At 61.6% G+C, this 20,760-nt stretch carries 25 protein-coding genes; 10 read left to right on the top strand and 15 right to left on the bottom strand.

Features of this window, described 5'->3' with window-relative positions; translation table 11 throughout:
- Positions 1-194: 194 nt before the first annotated feature.
- The 3 genes from ACVW0R_RS12215 to ACVW0R_RS12205 all read right to left on the bottom strand — a co-directional run bounded on the left by ACVW0R_RS12215 (position 195) and on the right by ACVW0R_RS12205 (position 1,790).
- Positions 195-686 (bottom strand): hypothetical protein, encoded by a 492-nt coding sequence (locus ACVW0R_RS12215; protein WP_011430216.1) that lies wholly within the window; start codon positions 684-686, stop codon positions 195-197.
- Between the two features lie 147 nt (positions 687-833).
- Positions 834-1,433, bottom strand: a complete 600-nt coding sequence (gene recR, locus ACVW0R_RS12210) for a recombination mediator RecR (protein WP_011430217.1) — start codon at positions 1,431-1,433, stop codon at positions 834-836.
- A gap of 21 nt (positions 1,434-1,454) precedes the next feature.
- The gene (locus tag ACVW0R_RS12205) at positions 1,455-1,790 is read right to left on the bottom strand and encodes a YbaB/EbfC family nucleoid-associated protein (protein ID WP_011430218.1); all 336 of its coding nucleotides are present in this window, start codon (positions 1,788-1,790) and stop codon (positions 1,455-1,457) included.
- A 167-nt stretch (positions 1,791-1,957) separates the two neighbouring features.
- Between ACVW0R_RS12205 and ACVW0R_RS12200 the strand changes: the two genes are divergently transcribed.
- The 3 genes from ACVW0R_RS12200 to ACVW0R_RS12190 are packed head-to-tail and all read left to right on the top strand — an operon-like array spanning position 1,958 to position 5,635.
- Positions 1,958-2,854, top strand: coding sequence for a carbohydrate ABC transporter permease (locus tag ACVW0R_RS12200; protein WP_099812146.1), 897 nt, complete (start codon positions 1,958-1,960; stop codon positions 2,852-2,854).
- A 36-nt stretch (positions 2,855-2,890) separates the two neighbouring features.
- On the top strand, positions 2,891-4,399 hold the full coding sequence (locus ACVW0R_RS12195) for a UbiD family decarboxylase (protein WP_099812145.1): 1,509 nt from the start codon (positions 2,891-2,893) through the stop codon (positions 4,397-4,399).
- A 21-nt stretch (positions 4,400-4,420) separates the two neighbouring features.
- Entirely contained in the window at positions 4,421-5,635 is a 1,215-nt protein-coding gene (locus ACVW0R_RS12190) for an SLC13 family permease (RefSeq protein WP_457502121.1), read from the top strand.
- Positions 5,636-5,651: 16 nt separating this feature from the next.
- On the opposite strand, the gene ACVW0R_RS12185 is transcribed toward ACVW0R_RS12190, so the two are convergent.
- Positions 5,652-5,894 carry a hypothetical protein gene (locus tag ACVW0R_RS12185; RefSeq protein ID WP_041438297.1) on the bottom strand — a complete coding sequence of 81 codons (243 nt, stop codon included), beginning with the start codon at positions 5,892-5,894 and terminating at the stop codon, positions 5,652-5,654.
- Positions 5,895-6,213: 319 nt separating this feature from the next.
- Between ACVW0R_RS12185 and ACVW0R_RS12180 the strand changes: the two genes are divergently transcribed.
- Positions 6,214-6,501: a hypothetical protein gene (locus tag ACVW0R_RS12180; protein ID WP_011430225.1), complete on the top strand. Its 288-nt coding sequence runs from the start codon at positions 6,214-6,216 to the stop codon at positions 6,499-6,501.
- A 136-nt stretch (positions 6,502-6,637) separates the two neighbouring features.
- The gene (locus tag ACVW0R_RS12175) at positions 6,638-6,949 is read left to right on the top strand and encodes a hypothetical protein (protein WP_011430227.1); all 312 of its coding nucleotides are present in this window, start codon (positions 6,638-6,640) and stop codon (positions 6,947-6,949) included.
- A 3-nt stretch (positions 6,950-6,952) separates the two neighbouring features.
- Here ACVW0R_RS12175 and ACVW0R_RS12170 read toward each other — a convergent pair whose 3' ends face one another.
- Entirely contained in the window at positions 6,953-7,129 is a 177-nt protein-coding gene (locus tag ACVW0R_RS12170; protein ID WP_168174238.1) for a hypothetical protein, read from the bottom strand.
- Between the two features lie 306 nt (positions 7,130-7,435).
- Here ACVW0R_RS12170 and ACVW0R_RS12165 point away from each other — a divergent pair, with 306 nt between their 5' ends.
- Positions 7,436-8,236, top strand: coding sequence for a DnaJ domain-containing protein (locus ACVW0R_RS12165; RefSeq protein ID WP_099812143.1), 801 nt, complete (start codon positions 7,436-7,438; stop codon positions 8,234-8,236).
- Here the strand turns inward: ACVW0R_RS12165 and ACVW0R_RS12160 are convergent.
- The 4 genes from ACVW0R_RS12160 to ACVW0R_RS12145 form a co-directional block, all read right to left on the bottom strand.
- The gene (locus ACVW0R_RS12160) at positions 8,233-8,910 is read right to left on the bottom strand and encodes a chorismate pyruvate-lyase family protein (protein WP_240530983.1); all 678 of its coding nucleotides are present in this window, start codon (positions 8,908-8,910) and stop codon (positions 8,233-8,235) included. The genes ACVW0R_RS12165 and ACVW0R_RS12160 overlap by 4 nt on opposite strands.
- Positions 8,911-8,985: 75 nt before the next feature.
- Positions 8,986-9,489 carry an AbrB family transcriptional regulator gene (locus tag ACVW0R_RS12155; protein ID WP_228375487.1) on the bottom strand — a complete coding sequence of 168 codons (504 nt, stop codon included), beginning with the start codon at positions 9,487-9,489 and terminating at the stop codon, positions 8,986-8,988.
- Positions 9,486-9,935, bottom strand: a complete 450-nt coding sequence (locus tag ACVW0R_RS12150) for a Fur family transcriptional regulator (protein ID WP_457502120.1) — start codon at positions 9,933-9,935, stop codon at positions 9,486-9,488. Before ACVW0R_RS12150 ends, ACVW0R_RS12155 begins: the two co-directional genes overlap by 4 nt.
- Positions 9,936-9,969: 34 nt before the next feature.
- Positions 9,970-10,293: a DUF1825 family protein gene (locus ACVW0R_RS12145; protein WP_011430232.1), complete on the bottom strand. Its 324-nt coding sequence runs from the start codon at positions 10,291-10,293 to the stop codon at positions 9,970-9,972.
- Positions 10,294-10,444: 151 nt separating this feature from the next.
- Between ACVW0R_RS12145 and cobT the strand changes: the two genes are divergently transcribed.
- Positions 10,445-11,572, top strand: a complete 1,128-nt coding sequence (gene cobT / locus ACVW0R_RS12140) for a nicotinate mononucleotide-dependent phosphoribosyltransferase CobT (RefSeq protein WP_457502119.1) — start codon at positions 10,445-10,447, stop codon at positions 11,570-11,572.
- Here cobT and clpS read toward each other — a convergent pair.
- The 3 genes from clpS to ACVW0R_RS12125 form a co-directional block, all read right to left on the bottom strand.
- Complete coding sequence (gene clpS, locus ACVW0R_RS12135) at positions 11,521-11,826, bottom strand: ATP-dependent Clp protease adapter ClpS (RefSeq protein ID WP_011430234.1); 306 nt, start codon at positions 11,824-11,826, stop codon at positions 11,521-11,523. The genes cobT and clpS overlap by 52 nt on opposite strands.
- 203 nt (positions 11,827-12,029) lie before the next feature.
- A complete protein-coding gene (locus tag ACVW0R_RS12130) occupies positions 12,030-13,796 on the bottom strand; it encodes a coiled-coil domain-containing protein (RefSeq protein WP_240527668.1) in 1,767 nt (588 codons plus the stop codon).
- 145 nt (positions 13,797-13,941) lie between these two features.
- Positions 13,942-14,337 carry a hypothetical protein gene (locus ACVW0R_RS12125; protein WP_099812140.1) on the bottom strand — a complete coding sequence of 132 codons (396 nt, stop codon included), beginning with the start codon at positions 14,335-14,337 and terminating at the stop codon, positions 13,942-13,944.
- A gap of 90 nt (positions 14,338-14,427) precedes the next feature.
- Between ACVW0R_RS12125 and ACVW0R_RS12120 the strand changes: the two genes are divergently transcribed.
- From ACVW0R_RS12120 to ACVW0R_RS12110, 3 genes are all read left to right on the top strand, one after another.
- On the top strand, positions 14,428-15,102 hold the full coding sequence (locus ACVW0R_RS12120; protein ID WP_011430237.1) for a RibD family protein: 675 nt from the start codon (positions 14,428-14,430) through the stop codon (positions 15,100-15,102).
- A gap of 607 nt (positions 15,103-15,709) precedes the next feature.
- Positions 15,710-15,910: a DUF2811 domain-containing protein gene (locus tag ACVW0R_RS12115; RefSeq protein ID WP_011430239.1), complete on the top strand. Its 201-nt coding sequence runs from the start codon at positions 15,710-15,712 to the stop codon at positions 15,908-15,910.
- 169 nt (positions 15,911-16,079) lie between these two features.
- Complete coding sequence (locus ACVW0R_RS12110) at positions 16,080-17,882, top strand: tetratricopeptide repeat protein (RefSeq protein WP_457502118.1); 1,803 nt, start codon at positions 16,080-16,082, stop codon at positions 17,880-17,882.
- On the opposite strand, the gene rpaB is transcribed toward ACVW0R_RS12110, so the two are convergent.
- From rpaB to deoC, 3 genes are all read right to left on the bottom strand, one after another.
- A complete protein-coding gene (gene rpaB / locus ACVW0R_RS12105) occupies positions 17,852-18,583 on the bottom strand; it encodes a response regulator transcription factor RpaB (RefSeq protein WP_011430241.1) in 732 nt (243 codons plus the stop codon). The genes ACVW0R_RS12110 and rpaB overlap by 31 nt on opposite strands.
- A 453-nt stretch (positions 18,584-19,036) precedes the next feature.
- Positions 19,037-19,942 carry a DNA repair protein RecO gene (gene recO, locus ACVW0R_RS12100; protein WP_457502117.1) on the bottom strand — a complete coding sequence of 302 codons (906 nt, stop codon included), beginning with the start codon at positions 19,940-19,942 and terminating at the stop codon, positions 19,037-19,039.
- Positions 19,939-20,640, bottom strand: coding sequence for a deoxyribose-phosphate aldolase (deoC, locus tag ACVW0R_RS12095; protein ID WP_457502116.1), 702 nt, complete (start codon positions 20,638-20,640; stop codon positions 19,939-19,941). The genes recO and deoC overlap by 4 nt, the downstream gene beginning before the upstream one ends.
- Between the last annotated feature and the right edge of the window lie 120 nt (positions 20,641-20,760).

The following is a 20,760-nucleotide window of genomic DNA, read 5'->3' as shown; positions in this document are numbered from 1 at the left end:
TCAGCGTCGCGTAGTGACAACGGAAACGGACAGAATGCTATCGCTTCACCGCTGAGCAGTAATGCTCAGCAGTGTTCAGCGTAAATGTATCAGCCACTGTAAACTGCTCTTCCAAGGGTAGGCCCTAAGGTGGGACTCGATGTATTTGCCTAGTTTCGGCAACAGGGATGTGGTAGCGATAGCTGCTAGCGGGCTTAGAAATGCTGATGGGTGTGGGGGTGCTGCTTGATGTTGTCGGCATCCCTCACTTCCATTGCCGCATTGAGAATCCGCCGCGGCTCAGCGCTGAAATGGAGCTTGAACACCCCCCTCTCTGGCGTGCAGACCTGGTGCAGAGGGATGTGACGAAATTGGGGCTTGCTGCGGTACGTACGGGCCGCCGCTTGTAGCCGCTCCACAAAATCTTCTCCCAGCACCACCCCTGGCGGGAAAACATCGGCGGGCAAAGTCGGGATCCCGTTGTCGACAACTTCTGCGTAAGTAGTGGCGTAGAGAAGGCAGTAGGAAGTGCTGCGGCGCTCTTGGGCCAGGCAATCCAGGGCGGCGGCGGGAACCGGCTCGGCCACCAACACCTCCCTGAGGCGACCGTCCTCATCCCGTTGGAAGCAAGAGGCCACTCCCAGAACTACATAGTCCAGCCCCTGGACGGTGCCTGAGCTGAGGTGAGTTTGTGCCGTATCCGCCATCGCTGCCCTCTCCGCGTTGCTGGTTGAACTTTCTTGACCTCAGGTAAGTGCCGGGATCCCATGACAAGACCCGTGGTCCTCACCTTAGCAACAACTTCAGGGTTGGACACCTTGCTCTGGGCAAGCCCAGCCCGCAGTTACCTGGGCCTAAAACTCCTGCCGCGCTTCTAGGGCACGGGCCAGGGTAACCTCGTCGGCATACTCCAACTCGGATCCCATGGGCAGGCCAAAGGCCAGACGGGTCATGCGCAGGCCGGGGGCAACCGGCTTCAGGTAATCTTTAACCACGTGCATAGTGACCTCCCCCTCCACGCTAGGGCTGAGGGCGAAGATCAGCTCTTGGGGCTTCTCCCGCGCCACCCGGGCCACCAGCTCGCGGATGCGCAACTGCTCGGCCCCGATCCCGTTCATGGGCGAGATCAGACCCCCCAAAACGTGGTAAAGGCCCTTGAACTCGCGGGTGCGCTCCATGGCGATGAGATCCTTGACATCGGCCACTACGCACCAGGTCGACGGATCCCTCTGCGGCGAGCGACAGATCTCGCAGGGATCCTCCGCCGACCAGTTAAAACAGATGGAGCAATGCTTAACGGTTTGCTTAGCCTCCAGCAGGGCTTTGGCCAGGGCCTCGACCTCGCCAGCAGGCCGGTTGAGCAAGTGCAAGGCCAGGCGCTGAGCTGTTTTGGAGCCAATGCCGGGCAGGCGCTGCAGCTCCTCGATCAGGCGAGCCAAAGGGCGAGTGTACATAGGAAGCCAGGCTGGCCGGGATCAGCCCAACCCCAACCCCGGCAGGCTGATGTTTCCGGTCAGCTCCTCCATGCGCTTGCGCATCGTCTCGGCGGACTGAGTGTAGGCGTTCACCATCGCCGTCAGGAGCAAGTCCTCCACCACATCCACCGGCTCCTGGAGCACTTGGGGATCCAGAGAGACCTTGAGGGGCTCCTGGTTGCCGTTCACTGTCACCTTCACTAGCCCATTGCCGGCCTCGCCGACGATCTCCATTTCTTCTAGCTCTTTTTGCAGCCTTTGAGCGCCGTCGCGCACCTCTTGGGCCTTCTTGAGGGCTTCTTGGATTTTGCCGAAGGGACCAAAGCCTCGGGTCATGGGATCCTCTTCTAGACACTGCTGTTCTACTCTACCCCTTTCCTCTTGTCGGTAAAAGTACCCGCCAAGCTGGAAACCCAGGTCAGATCGGCCTTTTTAGCCTGGGGTTAACCCTGACGAATTATCCTCAACAGAGAGGGCAAAAGCGTCCCCTGCCTGGAGGTGTCATGGCTCAACTGTTGCAGGATCCGCAGTCGCTAGCCGCCCAGCCCAGCCCCGTGCGCCAAAAGGCTTCTCCCTTGTCCTGGCGGCGCTGGATCCCGGAGCGCTGGTATGTTCACCTAGGCCTGTGGCTGGCCTGTTTGGCGCTGGGGTTTCCGGTGCTGTATGCGCTGATCGTGAGCACCCAAAACAATGCCGAGGTATTTCGCTATCAATTGACCTTTGGCTCCTCGTTGGCCTTTAACTGGCAGCAGGTGATGGTGGCGCGTCACCTAGGCCATTACATGGTCAACAGCGCCATCGTGGCCACGGCCATCACGGTGGGCAAAACGGTTTTGTCACTATTGGCGGGGCTGGCCTTTGTCTACTTTCGCTTTCCGGGCAAGGGGCTGGCCTTCGGCTTTGTGCTCATTACCCTGATGATGCCCACAGAAATTCTGATCATCGCTCTGCTGCGGCTGGTCACCAACCTGGGCTGGGGATCCACCTACTACGCCCTGATCGTGCCCTTTCTGGCCAGCGCCACCTCGACGTTTTTGTTTCGCCAACATTTTTCCAACATCCCCCGCGAGCTGGCGGAGGCGGCTCAACTGGACGGGGCCAACCCGCTGCAGTTTCTCACCCAGGTGCTGATCCCCCTGAGCTGGAACGCCATCGGAGCCCAGGCGGTGATTCACTTCGTCTACGCTTGGAATATGTACCTGTGGCCCCGCTTGATCGTGCAAGGCCGGGAGCGGCAGGTGGTGCAGGTGGGGCTGCAATCCCTGCTCAACCTGGATAGTTCCGCCTCCTATGGCCCCATGATGCTGGGGGCGATCATCGCCAGTATTCCGCCGCTGGTGGTGTTCATTGCCCTGCAAAAGCCTTTCATGAGCGGCCTGGCCCTCAGCCGCGACAAGTAAGTTAGCGAGATCCTCATCCCCGCGAGTGCTCCCTTCATGCCCAGAGATCTGCGCCGTTTCATCGCCCTGCTGGAGTCCCGTGGCCAGCTTCGCCGCATTTCAGCAGAAGTAGATCCCGACCTGGAAATTGCCGAGATCGCCGATCGCCTCTTGGCCTGCGGGGGGCCGGCGCTGCTGTTTGAGCGGGTGAAGGGATCCTCGATGCCCCTGCTGATCAACGTTTTGGGCACGGTGGAGCGCATCTGCTGGGCGCTGGGGATGGAGCAGCCGCGGGAGCTGGAGGAGCTGGGGAAAAAACTGGCCTTGCTCTACCAGCCGCGCCCGCCCAAAAATTTTGCCCAGGCCCTGGAGCTGGGGCAGGCGCTGTTCCGAGTCTTCCAAGCTCGACCCAGCCGGGATCTCTTCCCCCCCTGTCAGCAGGTGGTGCTGCTGGGTGAGGCGGTGGATCTCACCCAACTGCCCCTGCTGCGGGTCTATCCCGGCGATGCCGGGCGGGTGCTGACCTTGGGGCTGATGGTTACCAAAGACCCGGAAAATGGCATTCCCAATGTGGGGGTGTACCGCCTGCAGCTCCAGAGCCGCAACACGATGACGGTGCAGTGGCTGTCGGTGCGGGGGGCCACCCGGCATTTGCGCAAGGCGGCGGCCCTGGGCCGGAAGCTGGAAGTGGCAGTGGCCATCGGGGTGGATCCCGCCGTGATCCTGGCGGCGGCTACGCCCCTGCCGGTGGATCTGTCGGAGTGGCTGTTTGCCGGCCTCTACGCCGGCGAAGGGTTACACCTGGCCCGCTGCAAGACGGTGGATCTGGAGGTGCCGGCCCACGCCGAGATTGTTCTGGAGGGCACCATCACGCCAGGGGAGGTGGCCCCCGACGGCCCTGCCGGGGATCACATCGGCTACTACGGCCCTCGCAACGAGCAAGCTCCGCTCATCCGCTTCCACTGCCTCACCCACCGCCGCGATCCCATCTACCTCACCACCTTCAGCGGCAAGCCTCCCAAAGAAAACGACATGATGGCGCTGGCCCTGAACCGCATTTACACCCCCATTCTGCGGCAGCAGGTGCCGGAGATCGTGGATTTCTTTTTGCCCATGGAGGGCTTGGGCTACAAGGTGGCGATTCTGTCCATCGACAAGGCCTATCCCGGCCAGGCGCGGCGGGCGGCCCTGGCTTTTTGGAGCGCCTTGCCCCAGTTTAGCTACACCAAGTTCGTCATCGTGGTGGACAAGGACATCAACGTGCGGGATCCGCGGCAGGTGCTCTGGTGCCTGTGTTCGCGGGTGGATCCGCAGCGGGATGTGTTTATTCTGCCGGACAACCCCTTTGACGCCCTGGACTTTGCCACCGAAAAACGGGGTCTGGGGGGCAAGATGGGGATCGATGCCACCACCAAGATCCCCCCGGAAACCGACACCCCCTGGCGGCAACCGCTTGCCCCGGATCCGCAAGTGGCCCGTCTGGTGGATCGCCGCTGGGCGGAATACGGCCTGGCGGATCTGGACTTGCAGCCGGCGGATCCGCGCCTATTTGGCTACGAGTTCTAGGGGTGGCTAAGAGGCTGGCAGGTGCAACAAGCGCTGTCTTGGCTGGTGCTGCTCCTGAGCTATGTCGGGCTGGGGCTGGGATCCCTGCCCAGGCTGCGCATGAACCGGGCCACGATTGCCCTGGCGGGATCCGCTTTGCTGATTGCCCTAGGAACAGTGCCGCTGCTGGAGGCTTGGGCAGCCATCGACGCGACCACGATTGTCTTTCTCCTCAGCATGATGGTGGTGAACGCCAGCTTGTCCCAGGGCGGCGCCTTCCAGCTAGCTTTGCTGGGCCTGATTCGGGTTAGCCGCAGTCCCTTTGGCCTTTTGCTCATGCTGGTGTTCGGCAGCGGGCTGCTCTCGGCCTTTCTCCTCAACGATACCCTGGCACTGGTGTTTACCCCCCTCACGTTGCAGGTGACAGCCGTGCTGGGGCTGAACCCTATTCCTTACCTCTTGGGCTTGGCGGCGGCCACCAACCTAGGGTCTGTAGCCACCCTGAGCGGCAACCCGCAGAACATCCTCATCGGCTCCTTCTCCGGGATCGGCTACCTGGAGTTTGCCGCCCAGATGACCCCGATTGCCGTGGTGGGGCTGCTGTTGGAGGTGGGGCTGCTGTGGCTCTACTACCCCGAGGTGCGCTCGCTGCAGCCCTTCGCCCAGGTGCCTTGGACGCCGCTGCGCCTCTATCCCCCCCTGTTGCGCAAGAGCGTGGCCATTACAGCGGGCCTGTTTGGGTCCTTTGTGGCCGGCCTGCCCCTAGCGGAGTCGGCCCTGGTGGCGGCGGCCTTGCTGCTGATTACCCGCCGGCTGAAGCCGGAGCGGTTTTTGGGGCAGGTGGACTGGAACTTGCTGGTGATGTTCTCCGGGCTGTTTATCCTGACACGGGCAACCCGAGAGCTGCTGGCCGGCTGGGGAACGAGTCTGGGGCCCTGGGCGGAGCAGGTGGCGGGATCCCCGTTGGCGCTGCTGGCCGCTGTCGCCCTCTTGTCCAACCTCATCTCCAACGTGCCGGCGGTGCTGCTGCTGCAGTCGCTGCTCCCGCTGCAGGGAAAGACGGCCTGGCTGTTGCTGTCTGCCGGCTCTACGCTGGCCGGTAACTTGACTCTGTTTGGGGCAGTGGCCAATTTAATTACCGTCGAAGCGGCAGCTAGAAAGGGGTATGTGTTAACGTTCGGGGAACATCTCCGCTTTGGCCTGCCCCTGACGCTGCTTACCCTTGGGTTTAGCGGTCTGTGGCTGGGTCAGCCCTGAGCCTTGCCGGGAGCCCTCACTGGGCACTAAGGGCGGCCAAAAGCTCATCTGCCAACAACACTGCCGTGTAGACCAAAGCCTGTCGCTGCTCAGGCGAGAGATTGCCAATGGCAGTTTGGGGATTGCTGAGCATGCCCTGCAACACCCTGCTGGCCACGTATTCCCGTTTGGAAACGCCGGGGCTAGAGATGGTGGGGTTATCCAGGGAAAACTTCTGGTGGTGCTCGAAGGGAAAGGCATATTCAGAAGCTACCGGCATGGCTCCACTCCAAACCTGGACTCTACGCTGCGCTTGGCCTATTTTCGCATTGTCCCTTGCGGGGAAGCTCCAAAAACAGATGCGCCGTACGCCTATTTGCTTCACCTGAACCGCGTGCGGCATCCCGGCTCCAAAGAGCTTGCCCGTCGCCTGGAGCAGGCGGCCAGGGAGCCCTCCAGTTGTTACCCTGGGGCTCCGGCAGGGGCAGCAGCGTTAGCGACAGGATTGGGCATTCCCAAAAAGATGCAGGAAAATCAGGAGAAGTTGAGCCGGGATCCCAGACCCACCGGCTCTCCATCTCGTTTGCTGAGGAAACCCGATGCACGACCTGGACAGTTTGCCAGAACCGGTAGCCGATGCCCTAATCAAAAGCCTGCTTACAGATGTGGAGCGGCTGATCAACCAGCACGGTTTGTCGGAGGTTTTGGTGGGGTTGGCCATGTATTGCAATGTGCAGTTCAAGGCCAAGTTCAATAAACCCAACCGCACCGAAAAGGATGAGGAGCTGGGATTTTACTTCCGCGACGCCGCCAAAGCTCTGGAGGTAGCGGCCAGCCTCACCTATCGCACCATCGATCGCTCTCGGCCCACCTCGCCTGGCACCTAGACTTTAGGGATCCCTTTTCAACCCTCACCCCCGACCCCTCTCCCAAAGGGAGAGGGGAGTTGGCGAGCGCTCCGGGGTGGCAAGGGATCCCCCTGAGTTTTTATGCTGGTGGGCGAAAGTTGCAGTGAGGCCGCGCGTGAGAGTTGTCTGGGAACGCAGCATTTACGGGGGCAATGGCCGGGTGCCCTGCATCGTCTGCGGTGGATGGGCCGCCCCTATCCCAAAAAAGGGGCAGCAGGTGTTGCTGGCGGTGGTCTATAACGACCGCGGCCAAATCTACGGCGAGATCTGCCGCAGTTGCCTCAGCCTGGGGCCCAAGGGCATCAAAGAGTATCTACGAGAGCGGATTGCCCGCCTGCGCAGGCAACTGCAAGACCTAGAGGAGCTGGAACGAGGAGAGGTGCAGTTGCCCACCCTGGAGCAGGAGCTGAGCGCCTACTTGGATTAACCGCTATACCTTCTTCTCGACCGAAACCTGCAGCCAGCAGCCCAGCTCGGCGGCCAGCCATTGCAACTCCGGATCGTGCAAGTTCTTCAGCTCGTACTTGCAAACGCCCGCCCAGATGTTCAACTGTGGGCCCACCTCTACCCGATCCCCATCGCAATCGCGTCGGGTATGGCGCGGCATCAGCTCCAGCCGGTGAGGAGATCCCGCGCCAGGCGGGTGGGTCTGCCGCTGCACCTGCTCAGCCGCCGCTCCGGTCGATGCCGCTGCTGCCAGGGTGGGCGCTCTGAGACCATATCCCCTCGCTTCTGGGGCTTCTAAACAGGGATCCCTTGAGAAAGTTGTTCTGGATCCCAGAATCATCCCTGGAAAGCCTGTCCGCAAGCCCCCACGCATGGGCCAGCAGCTTTCCCGAAACGGGGAGGATATGCTGGGCGACAGAGAGGGATCCCCACTTGCCGAGGCGATGGTTTTCTAGCTGAGTCTTCCATGTCTACTCCGTCTGTTTTCCCCACCTACTACCAACAGTTGGGGCTTTCTCCCCAAGCCAGCCTGGAGGAGATCAAAGCCGTCTACCGCCGGCGGGTGCGCGAGATTCATCCGGATCGTCTGCCTGCCGATCTCCCCGAGGGGTTGCGGCAATTGGCCCAGCGAGAGTTTCTTCAGCTCCAACAGGCCTACCGCGTCCTCAGCGACAGCCGGCAGCGCCGGGCCTACGATCTCAGCCTCCAGCCTTCTCCTTTGCCGGTGCCGCAGCCGACCGTGGCCCCTGCCGGTTGGCTGGCCCTCTTGAGCGCTGTCTTGAGCGGAGCTGCTCTCTGTTTGGCAAGCTTGGCCCTTTGGAATGCTCGCATCCCGGCCCAAGGTTTGGATGTGGCCGGCAAAACGGCTGTTGTTGGCGCCCCTCAGTTGTCCGGCAACGCGGATCCCTCCCTGGCCACCGTCCCCCAGACATCCGAGACGGGCAACGCCTCGGAAAGGAGGATCTCGGCCCCAGCCGCCCCTTCTGAAGACTTCTTGAAGCCTTCCCCAGAGCAGGTCGACCGCTTCGCCCGCGCTCTGCTGGCGGTGCAGCCCCTTCTGGCGGCCACCCAAACTCGCCTGCAGCAGGCCAAGGGCAGCGAGGAACGTCGGCAAATTGAACAACAGTTTGAAACCGCAGCCGCCAAGATCATCGCCGCCCATCAACTGACCCCAGAGGACTATCACCGCATCTCTGCCAGCGCCCAGTCGGATCCGGGTGTGGCAGCCGCAGTCACCGCAGCCGTGCGCCGCTGGATGTCGCCCTAGCCCGACAAGACCCTGGCCTGTAGGCGGGAAGAAAAAACTTCGTAAATAACAGTCAAAGGCTGGCCTCGGTGCAGCAAAAGATAATGCCTAGCCCAAAAAGGGCCGCGACAGTTGAGCAGCCGGGCAACTGGCTCGGCTTCGCCATAGTAGAGGCGACGCACTTCGCGAAAGGTCTCCAGTTTTTCTTGAATCAGATTTTGGCCAATGGGCAAATCGGGATGGGGCAAGTATTGGGCCAGATGGTCGGAGTTCCACCAAGAGGTGGCATAGAGCAAGGGCTGCTGAGAGGTTGCTCCACACAGCCAAACCCGCCGCCGCAGCAAGGGGGATCCCAGCCGCGCCAGATCCTTGGTCAGCCGTTGCATGGACTGGGGGGCGGCGCTCTGCTCTGCCAGCAGCTCGACCCGGCCCGTGTCGAGCAGATGGGCCTGAATCGGCTCTTGGGTCAAGGCAGCCAGAGTGCGGGTGGTCAAGCCATCCCCCAAAAGCAGCAAGCGCAACACAGGATCCACCTGCACCAACTCAGGCTGTAGCGGATCTGCCTCCCCCTGCCAATACAGTTGCAGGGGCCACCAATCGCCTTGGCCAGAGGAGACGTTAGAACAGAGGGCAGCGCTCCAAGGGGATCCCGCAGCGTCGCCATGGCAGGTGAGTGAAGAAGGGAAAAGTTCCAAGGCGGAGGTTGAGTTGTTAAGTTCTGTATCGCTCCTTAGTCTAGCCCACCCCATGTCTCTGCTCTAGGGATGTTCCTAGCTGGTGCCCGGCTGGATCAGCAGCCGTACCAGCCAGGGGACGACCACGATGACGCTGATCAGGCGGGCCAGGTGCATGACCACCACCGTGCTGGCTTGCGCCCCCATGTCCAGGGCTATCAGGCTCATGTCCGAAATGCCTCCCGGAGCGGTGCCCAAGATGGCGGTCAGGCGCTCGATCCCCAGCCAACGGGAGATCAAGTACCCCGACAAAACTCCCGTGCCCACCGCAATCACCGTACAGAGCAGGGCCGGTCGCCACAGATCTTTCAAGGCCAACAGCGTATCGGCGGTGAGCTTGCTGCCCAAAAGAATGCCCAGCACCACCTGCATGACAAAGCGGATCCCGGCTGGGGGAGTGGGGATCGGGATCGCTCCCCAAACATTGACCAAACCCACTGCTACCATCGAACCCACCAAAGCTCCTGCCGGCAGCCTCAGCTTGACTGCAATCAGGGCGCCCGCCAATCCGATTAACAGCGTCCAGAGATAGTTCATCATTGCGGTTTGGCCTCAAGGCAAGAGGATCGCCGTGAGCCAGGGTTGGATCTGCTCTCCCCACGGCATTCGGCGCAGATGCCGTAGAAGTCAAGCACATGGTACTCGATGACAAATTGGTAGCGGCTGGCAAGCTGCTCCTCCAGGTCTCCCACTGGGCAATCCGGCAGAGGCACCACCCGCCGACATTCGGTGCAAATGAGGTGATGGCGGTTGTGGCCGTTGCTGGGCAAAACCTGATAGTAGGTCTGCTGATCTCCCAAGTTGACCGCTTGCAGCTTGCCCTCGTTGCGCAGAGCCTCCAAAGCCCGGTAGACCGTGGCCAAGCCAACGCTATGGTTGGCATTGCGCAACTCCAGGAAGATCTCTTGGGCCGAGAGGGGCCGCAAGCTCTGCTTCAAGACTTCCAGGATCAGTTTTTGGCTGCGGGTCTGGCGGGAGGAGGACATGATCCCTTTTCGTTCTGAGGGGTCACCAGCAAGGTTAGCGCTCGGCGTCGGCCTCGGCTTTCATGCGCTCTAGGGTTTGGTGCATTTGGTCGAACATTTGGCTGAGGGTGAGCCCAAACCCCCCAAGCTGGGTTTGCAGTTGTTTGATGGTCATCTGAGCCATAAAGTCGTCGGAGAGCTCCAGCCGCTTCATGAAAATGCGCTGCCGCTCCAGCAATTCTTCCATTCGCTCGATGAAGATTTTTTTGCCTTCCCGGTCGAATTGGCCGTAGCGCTCGCCAAGTCGCATCAGGTTTTGGAAGTCCTGAAACAGCTGCTTGGCTTCTTCTTGAACGATCTCCGAGTCGAAGAAGCTCATGGCCTTTCGTCTGCCCTAAATAAACTGCATTGGGTATACCCATCCTATCCGATCGGGTTGGGGGGTCGCAGTCCCTGCCGTTTTCCGGCCAGTACGGGATCCCGTCCTTCGCTTGGGTGGAGAATGGAGTTTTGACCTGTCTGCCCCGCTTATGTTCCCCTTTCCTGGTGTGAAGGCTTATACGCAGCCGTCTTTGGCCCAGCAGTGGTGCCAACGGGTGCAGGGATCCCGACCGCTGTTTTTGGCCTGCCTGGGGTTTACGGAAACGGCCCTTATTCCCGGCATCTCGGCTGCCGGCGCCACGCCCTCCTTGCGGCGCTACACGGCCCTTGCCGATGGAGAGGTGTTGCTGGGGGACTATTCTCACCGCCTGCCCACCTCTCCCGATGGCTATCCTTCACCGGTGGTGATCAGCCGCGCCGTCCTGAGGGAGTTGGGGATCCCCTGTCGCGTGTTCGACTGTGGTTTGCCGGAGCCTCTGCCGGGGGCAGAAACGGTCAGCGCCAGGGGAATAGCCCGCTGCTTGAGCACAGGGCAGGCTCTGTCTTTGGAGCAGGTGGGATCCCTGTGGCAGGAGGGGTATGAGCGGGGATCCCGGCTGGAGTCGAGCTACTGCGTCATCGGAGAATGTGTGGCGGGAGGCACCACCACGGCGCTGGCAGTGTTGTTGGGGCTGAGCTGGCAAGCAGAGGGCATGGTCAACAGCAGCCACCCGGTCTGTAACCACGCCCAAAAGCTGGCCTTGGCCCGGCAGGGATTGGCCAGACTTCCCGCCAGGGCTACCGCCCCAGAGGTGGTGGCCGCTGTGGGGGATCCGATGCAGCCTTTTGTAGCCGGGCTGGCGATGGCGGCAGCCCAGCGGGGGCCGGTGCTGCTGGCGGGCGGCACCCAAATGCTGGCGGTGCTGGCCCTGATGCGGCGCTGGGGGGAAGAGCAAGGGATCCCCTGGCCCCCGGAGAATGTAGCCATAGGTACCACCCGCTGGGTGGCCGAGGATCCCTCGGGCAATACGGTGGGTTTGGCGGAGCTGCTGGGCGAGGTTCCCCTTTTGGCCACCCAACTCAGCTTTGCCCAAAGCCGCTATGCCCCCCTCCGGGCCTACGAGCGGGGCTATGTCAAGGAAGGGGTGGGGGCGGGTGGGCTGGCCATTGTCAGCAGCCTCTATGCCGGCTGGGGCCAGGCAGAGCTACTGGCCGCCGTTGAGCGCAGCTACGAGCAGCTCGTGCTTCAGGCCGGCTCCAGGGGGGCCATCGTCAGGCCCTCCCGCAGCAACTGTTGATGGTAGAGCTCTGCTTGCTCTTGCGGGCCGACCCAAACCACCGCCTGCCCTTCGGCATCCACCTGCACGGTCAGTTGCCGTGCCAGGGGCAGGGTCATGCCGGGGATGTACTTGAGCAAGCATTCGGTAACATGCTGAAAGGTGTTGAAATCGTCATCCAAGACGATCACCTTGAAGTGGGGGTAGGGCTGGCGAACCCGGGTTCTCGACGGAGACGACTGCTGAGCAGGTCGAGTGGGAGCTTCCGTGGTCATAGCAGCAGAACTCAGGACAACATCTGGATACCTAGGTCACATTCAACTTTCTCAACAGCCAAAAATCGGTCGCTGTTGATTCTGAGTCCATTCTAGTTCCTAGTCTCCAGTGGACGCATGGGGTCTGCCGGCAGCCCGTATTTGCCTTTGGATCCCTTGCCGGTGCAAGAGATGGGAAAGAGGTGCGGATCCCCGATCCGCTCTCACAACATCAGCTCTTGCCGCAGGGAGCGACGGGGCTTTTTGCCACCGAAGTGGCGCTCAAAATAGAGGGCGGTGGCTTGCGACAGGATCCCGGCTTCGACAAGCGCCTGGCAGAGGGATCCCCCAGGGGGTAGGTGCTCTTGGATCTGCTGGATTTGCGCGGCGCTGACCAGCCCCGAAGCCTTAAGGTAGTCGGCCACGTGCCGTCCGCCTGCCAGGTAGACAGAGTAGCCGTCTTCGCTGAAAAACTTGACTGTCTCCGGCTTGAGGCCGCTGTGGTGGGTCAGCACGTCTGTGAAAGTGCCGCCCTCTGTTTCCCAGGCGTGGAGGACGGTTTCGATGCCGGCGTTGTCGAGGAGACCGGCTGCGCGCAACTGGGTCAAGATCCGCCGCACCCAAGGGTTGGCCCGCTGCAGCGCTTCCAGATCTTCTTCTCCCAAATACTCCTGAGGCGGCAGCTCGGCATCTGCGGTCGATTCGGCCACGCTCGCAGTTTGGGTAGCCGGGGCAGGCGACGGCGTCCGGTTGGCCTGCACTTGGGCCTGGAGCTGGCGCACCTGCTCTCGGGCCTGTTGGAGCTGGGCTTCGGTGGACTGCAGATGGCTTTGGGTGGCTTGCAGTTGGGCTTGGACTTCCTGCAGGCGTTCTTGAGTTACCTGGAGTTGGGTCTGGGCTTCCTGAAGTTCCCCCCGCAGCCGGTGGATGGTCTGGCTGGCTTCTTGGCGGGCGTGGGCCAGGTCGGCAATGAGGCGGGCCTTCGTCGATTGGGCCACTTGAAGCTGGTGCTGCTGCTCCTGCAGCGATTGGCTGAGAGCGGCCAATTCGGCTTCCTTGTGCTCAAGAGCCTGGCGCAGTTGAGCCTCAGCTTGCTGATGCTGCTGCAGCCGGGATCCCAACTCTTGCAGCTTGAGCTTGGCCTGAGATTGCCATTCCGTCAGCTCGTGGCAGTGGCGCCGCAGGGTCTCCAGCTCGGCCTGGGCAGCTTGCAACTGCTCGGCCAGTGCCTGGACTTGCGCGGATCCCCGATCTTGCTGCGCTCGGAGCTGCTCCTCCAACTCCTGAATGCGCTGCTGGGCAGCCCTGTGTTGCTCGGATCCCTGCTGGATTTGAGCCGCCAGTTGGGCTTCCAACTCGGCAATGCGCTGTTGCTGCTGCTGCTGGCGGGATTGAGACTCAACGAGCTGCTGTCGCTCCCGCTCCAGTTGCGCTTCTAGGGCGGCAACCTGCTCTTGGTAGCGCTCCAGTTGGGCTTGGTATTGCGCGGTAGCTTTGTGAACTTGCTGCGCCACCTGCAGCGGCGAAGCGTAGAGGGGGGGCTGATCCGGAATGGTGGACCACTGCTCCAGCATCACTTCCCAACTGTTGGCAGCTCCTCGCCGTCGCCGGAGCTGCTGCTGCTTGTCGAGGGCCCACTCCAACCAGTGGGGCTGCACCCAGCCCTGCTGCACCAGGATCTGCCCCAACTTGCGCTCGGGGTGGTGCTTTTGCTGAAGCAAAGCTTGATACACGTGCTCCAGTTCCAGATACCCATGCAGCACCAGGATCTCGCCGATGCGCACCAACTCGACCGGGATAAAGGGATAGAGATCTTGCGGGGCAACCCAGCCGTGCTGCATGCACAGCTCCCCCAACATCAAGGGGTTATCCGCCTTTTCCCACATGGCCTGAGCCAACTGGGCGGGGGTGAGCAACCCCGCTTTGTTGAGGGCTTCCCCCAAACGGATCTCAAACTTTTCCTGGTCGGCTGCAGCTAGGGGAGGGTTCATCGGGCTCCTTCGCTGTGACTAGTAAATCTAGTACATCTCTCGTAGCAGAAAACCCTTGAGGAAGGGAGATTTAAACCTACAAGTTAGCTCGATAAACCGCGGATCCACGGATTTTATTGCAGCGCCCGCTTTGGTTAATTCCTGCTCAGGAGGGCTGTTGTTCTTGGCGTCGGGCAAACTGTTGCAACTGCCTCAGGAGCAGCAACTGCCCCAGTCCAAGGGGCAGGAGGGAGACGGCCTCAACCCGGAGCTGTACCCAGCCGTTGCCCCACATCCAGTCGCAGTAGCCATCGGCTCCGCCCCACATTAGTAGGCGTAGCCGTTTCGGCAGCAGGGTTTCCACCTGGTGCGTGATCGAGACGGGGCCCCACTGGACGGCAAAGGTGCTGCCCAGCTCCAGCCTAGCGGGCAGGGATCCCTGCAACTGCTGCGGCCAGAGCCACTGCTGCAACAGCCCCACCTCGGTCAAGCAGCGCTGCAAGGTCGAGGAACTGGCCTCGACCTCGATGCGGATGGTGGAAGATTGGAATGTCCCGAGCATACTTATCCGGCTGAGGCGACCCCAGAACCGAAGCGGCAGCCGGGGCGACAACTTCTAACTCCATTCTGGCCAATTGTTCGAGAGTTGCCTTTGAAAACAGCTCGTCCTCACGTGGTTGCCATCCTGGCCCAGAGTCTGGACGGCAGGATCGCCACCCACCGCGGGCAAAGGCCCCACTTCGCCAGCGCCGAAGACCACCAGCACCTGGAAACCCAAGCTGCCCGGCAACAGGCTTTGATCATGGGGGCGGCCACGCTGCGGGCCTACGGCACCAGCCTGCGCATCCGGGATCCCGAGCTCATCCAACGCCGACTCCAGCAGGGCCTCTCCCCTCAGCCCCTGACGATCATCTGCTCCGGCAGCGGGGAGATTCCTGAGGATTTGCCGTTTTTTCGCCAGCCCCTCACCCGCTGGCTGTGGACAACTCCCCAGGGATCCCGGCTTTGGCAGAACCGAACCGGCTTTGAAGAGATCTGGGTGGCTGCCGATTGGGATCTGCCGGCACGGCTGGCGCGCCTGCGCAGTTTGGGCATCGAACGGGTGGGGTTGCTGGGCGGGGGCCGGCTTTTGGGGGCGTTTTTGCAGGCAGGGGCCTTGGATGAGCTGTGGGTGACCCTGGCGCCGGTGCTGCTGAGTGGGTATGCCGATGCGCCCGCCAGCATCGAGGGCTGGCAGCTGCAGGGATCCCCGCCCCAACTGGAGCTGCTGGAGTGCCACCGTGGCTCTAAGGAGCTGTTTTTGCGCTACCGGGTCGAGTGGCCCTGAGGGGGCTCGCGAGAAAAATTTTTGGACAAATTTAGATTTCTCAGAAATCCACAGGTTTTCCCCAGACTTTCCACAGAGAGGAGGCCTGTTTTCCACAGGCCTGTGACCTCAGGAAACGGCAGCGAGGGTTTTTGTGGAAAAGTCCAAACTGGAAAGTTCAGACGGATACACCTTGAGAAACGCAACGGGATCGCGCCGTTTTTGCCGATGGCATCAAAGCCGGCGGCGGGCTTGAACAAACTTGGAGCCGCTGCCCAGGATTGACACCCCCCATGGGGCAGAGGGCAGAATAGCCGCACCTGAGGTGAGGGGGAGATTTTCCTGGCAGCTCTCCTCAGAGGCAAAGAACCCTTTGCCCAAAAACTCTATCCCTTCTCCTGCCTGAGACAAGGCCAAGGGGCAGTTTGGTATCCTCTGGCCGCTGCCGGACGGGCTAGGGGCAAACTTCTACACACTGTCTTGCTTTTGGCGGGGCCGATGCGGCCCCCGGCGTACCCAAGTTAGAGAGCTGGGTTGGCTTGTTTTTTCCCTTCTGGGCAGGCCCGGTTTTGGCCGGCTCCTTAGGTTTTCTTGGTTTCCCTGTTAACCCCGAGTAGGTGGTTGGGCTATGGATTCTCCCACCGTCAGCATTTTGAGCGAAATTCCCGAGGAGCTACACGACACCCTCAAAAACTACCTCTCTCGTCACCCCGATTGGGATCAAGATCGGGTCGTAACGGCAGCGCTCTCGTTATTCCTGCTCCAGAGCGGAGACACGGATCGGCGCGCTGCCCGTATTTACTTAGACAGCCTGTTTCGCCGCAACTGAGCCCTCGCAAGGCAAGCGCCGAGGATGGCCCGATTCAGGAGCGGGGGGGTAGGAACGCTCTGTCAAGAACGTCCTATTCACCTGAACTGTTAACCTGAGTAGGGAGATGTCCCGCTGTTGCTGAATACCGGCGGGAAGGGCAAAAAAGGGATCCACCAAGGGAAAAACCGTGCCACAGGGCTTTGGGCGAGGAAAGGGCGACCGGCAGACGGCTGGGCCAAAAGGCCTAGGAAGAGGCTCCGGTCTATCCCCCTTCCCTTCCCCAGAGGCGACCCTGGCGCTGGCCGAGCGCCACCGACAAGCAGGGGATCTGGAGACAGCACTGCACCTCTGCCGGCAGCTTACCCGGGCCCATCCCCACCTGTTCGCCGCCCAGGCGTTGCTGGGATCCCTCTATCTGCAGATGGGGGATCCCCGCCAAGCTTTGACCCCTTTGCAACTGGCGCTGCACCTACGGAGAGATTGGGTGCCGGCCTGGCAGGAGCTGGGCGATGCCTGGATGCTGCTGGGCAACCCGGAGGAGGCGGCGCGCGCCTACAAGCAGGGGCTGGCCTTTGCCCCTAACGACGGGCAACTGCTCTTCCGGTTGGGCAGTTGTTGGCTGGCTTTGGGGAAACGGGAGCAGGCGATTGCAGTGCTGCGACAGGCGGCAGCGGCCCAACCTCCTCAGGCTTATGCGCTGGCAGCTCTGGGCAATGCCCTCCTATTCGACAACCAGCTTGCAGAAGCCGAAGCCTGGTTTCGCCGCGCTCTTGTCCTGGCGCCGCAGGAGGGGCGGATCCTCGTCAACCTCGGCCACTGCCTACACCTGCAAGATCGCCTGGAGGAGGCCGCCGACTGTCTGCTACGGGCCATCCCGCTGCTGCCAGGGGAGGCGCAGCCCCACAACAACCTGGGCACCGTCCTGCAAGAGCAAAACCGACTCGAGGCCGCTATCGAGGCCTATCGGCGCGGCCTGCAGTTGGCCCCCGACTGGCCGGAGATCCACTACAACCTGGGCACGGCCCTGCTCACCCTGGGCCGCTACGAGGAGGGGTGGCAGGAGTACGAGTGGCGGCTGCAGCGCCAGGGAGCGGCCTACCCCTGCTTCCCTTTGCCCCTGTGGACGGGATCCCCCTTGGGCCGGCAGACGCTGCTTGTCTACGCCGAACAAGGGCTGGGAGACACAATTCAGTTCGCGCGCTACCTGCCCCTTTTGGCCGCCGCCCATCCGCAGGCCTCCCTCTATTTCCGCTGCCCTCACTCCCTAGTCGAGTTGCTGCGAGCCTCCTTTCCTCAAGTCCAGGTCATTTCCGATACGGATCCCCTGCCCCCCTTCGACTGGCACCTGCCCTTGCTTAGCCTGCCCCATCGCCTGGGCACCACGCTGGAGACAATTCCCGACCCCATCCCCTATCTGGTTTGTCCCGATGGGAGCTCCGCCTGGCCGGAAGATTGGCCAGAGCTTCCCCAGAGGGGGATAAAGGTGGGGCTGGTGTGGGCCAGTGGCCGCCGCGACGACCTCGCCCTCAGCCGGGTGCAGAGGTTAAAAAGCTGTTCTCTTAACCTCTTCCTCGAGTACCTTAATCTGCCCCAGGTGCAGTGGGTTAGCCTGCAGGTGGGTGAAGATCTAAGCCAGGTAGAACCCCTTCTCAAGCAGCACCAGGTGGTGGAGCTGGGATCCCGTTTCCGGAATTTTGTTGATACTGCTAGGGCAGTTGCCCAGTTGGATCTGGTAATTAGCGTCGATACTGCCGTTGCCCACCTGGCTGGGGCGCTGGGCAAGCCGGTGTGGGTGCTGCTGCCCTTTGCCGCTGATTGGCGCTGGCTACTGCAGCGGCAAGACAGCCCCTGGTACCCCAGGGTGATGCGCCTATTCCGCCAAGAAGCCCGCGGCAACTGGGTTGGTGTGCTGCAACAGGTGCGGGCAGCCCTGGAAGAGCTACTAAGGGGGATCCCGTCCTACTCCTCGCCTTTTGGAACGATGCGCTGAAACAGATAGCCGGTACCGCGGGCTGTCAGGATAAGCTCAGGGTTGCTCGGGTCATCCTCCAACTTGGCCCGCAGCCGCGAGATGTGGACATCCACCACCCGCGTATCCACGTGGCGCTCCGGCGTGTAGCCCCACACCTCTTGCAAAATCTCGGCGCGGGAAAACGGCTCCCCCGACCGGCTGACCAGCAGCTCCAGCAAACTAAACTCCATCCCCGTCAGGCGGATGCGCTCGTCCCGCTTGTAAACCTGCCGCTTGTTGGTATCGATGCGAAGATCCCCCACCTGAATTACCCCTGAGCTGGGGATCCCTTCATGGGACGACCGCGCCACCCGCCTCAGCACCGAACGAATGCGGGCCTCCAGTTCTTTGGGCGAAAACGGCTTAACCACGTAGTCGTCTGCCCCCAGTTCCAAGCCAGTAATGCGGTCGGCCACGTCCCCCAACGCCGTGAGCATGATGATCGGGATGTCGGATTCTTTGCGCAACTCCTGGCAGACCCCGTAGCCATCCAGCTTCGGCATCATCACATCCAGCACCACCAGGTCAGGATCCTGCTTGCGAAAAACCTCCAGCGCCTCCTCTCCGTCGGCAGCAGTAACCACGTCGTACCCGATCATCGAGAGGCGGGTCTCCAAAATGCGGCGGATGCTGGCCTCATCATCGACCACGAGAATCCGTTCTTTGCGCTGGGCTTCCACGGTGCTGCAACTCCTAAACTTCTAAATGAAAAGGATTGGAAAAAATTGAGGTGAGCGCGAACTCGAGGTGGTCAGATGCAGCCTCCTCAGGGGCTCCTCCTGGAGGGGTGGACTCACCCCGGGAGCTGCAACGCTGCCAAACCCTTGTTTGTCGGCAACGGAAACCGCAACCCAAGGATGGAGCTTCAGAAAACAAACACCGAAGGCTCGCCCGGCAGTCGATTCAATCTTGTTAAAAGCGCCAACTTCAACTTCACTTGCTCCTGCTCGGTAGCACAGGTGTGGCACTCCTCCCCAAACGCTACCCTGGTCGACCGCCGCCAAACCTGAGAGGCCTTCGTAAGAAGTTACTAAGAGGTTACTTTCTACCACCCAATTTATCATCCAGAAGCGGCTGCTAACCCGCCTTAACCCTTTATTGTGCAGCTATTTTGCTCGACTTGATACATACCTTCACAACTTCTTCAGGTTGCTGCCAAGCGTTTCGGAATCCTCCTCAGAAAAAGCTGCTGCCGCCACTGGGGATCCCTGGCCACTGGGGGTAGGAGGGAGGGTTTCGGCAACAGGGACAGAGTAGCAACTGGCCAGCAGGCCAGCGGAACGGATTGCGCGGTCGGCATGCAGCTCCAAAACCCGCCGCAACAGACGTTCTGCCGCCAGCCAACTCGCCAGAGGCAGCGCACGCTCGGCCAGCGAGGGCAAGGTCGGGTTGGGCAGGGATCCTAAGGCCTGCAGGACAGAACTGGAGACCCAGGCAACTGGGCTGAGCCGCTGCGCCAGCCGACAAGGATCGCAGACCAGGCCACCCGCGTGGGGAGAGAAGAAAGCCTCACCTGCTAACTCCTCCCCACAGGAGTAGCAGGCTTGTACTGAGGGGGCAACCCCCCCCACCACTAAAAGGTGGTAGAGCCCATGGACAAGGAGCGGCAAAACGGCCTCTGTCGCAGGGGCCTGCTCGATGCGCTCCAGATGCTCCACCAGCAGCACAAACAGCTCTTCCTGGGGCTGGTTGGGCAGGGCCAAAAGCAGGGCCACCTCTGCCAAGTACTGCGCCGCCGTCAGATGGGCCAGGCTGCGGCCAAGACGGGGAAAACTCTGCAGGGTTTCTGCCTGGGCGATGCGCTGGAGACACTGCGAGGGATCCGTTTGGGCCGACCAACGCCCCCGCGCCACCAGCAGATCGTTGACAACAAAGGGCTCCATCCGCCCTCCCCACTTGGAAAGCTGCTTACGGGATCCCTTGGCCACCGCCCAAATCAAGCCCTGCTCGCGGGTCAAAATAGTAATGATCCGATCCGCCTCCCCCAGCGGCATCGCTTTGAGGTTAATACCCGTCACCCGGTAGGTGACCCCGCTCATGGGCCGCCGGCTCCTCTAGCCTCCAGCTCTCGCATCAGCTCCAGCCCCCAGGAGGTGCCGATGCGGCTCGCCCCCGCGGCGATCATCGCCTCCGCCTGCGCCACGGTGCGGATGCCGCCGGAAGCTTTGACTCCCACCCTGCCGCGGCTAAGCTGCCACAGCAGTTGCACATCGGCCGGTGTCGCCCCTCCCATCCAGCCGGTGGAGGTCATCAAGAAGGCAACTCCCGCGTCCATGCAGATCTCGGCGGCCAGCTTTTTTTCCTCGTCAGTGAGCTGGGCAGTTTCCAAAATGGCCTTGACGCAAACCCCCGTTTCTTCCACCAGTTGGGCAATCTCGGCATGGAGGCGATCCAGCTCCCCCGCCTTGAGCCAGGCCAAGTTGAGGCGGACATCCAGCTCCCGGCACCCCTGCTCCACCGCCAGTTGAGCTTCGTAGAGCTTGACCTCCGCCGTGTTGGTGCCCAGGGGAAACCCCACCACTGTGCTCACCCGTACTGGCGACCCGTGCAGCCGCTTAACCACCCGCGGCACGTAGCAGGGAGGCACACAAAAGGTGGGGAAGCCATAGCGCAGAGCAATTTCACACCCCTGGTCGATCTCCTCTGGGGTCACCATCGGCAGCAGCAGGGTATGGTCGATGTACTCCGCCAAGTTGATCGGGCCGTCTGCCAGGCCCTTGGGCTCCAGAGAGAGCATCAGTTGCCAGATCCCACAGCACTACCTGATACATTTACGCTGAACACTGCTGAGCATTACTGCTCAGCGGTGAAGCGATAGCATTCTGTCCGTTTCCGTTGTCACTACGCGATGCTGACG

The sequence above is a fragment of the Thermostichus sp. MS-CIW-15 genome, assembly GCF_054060575.1.
Note: the sequence above shows the minus strand (reverse complement) of the source record. Positions and strands in the feature narration are given on the sequence as shown.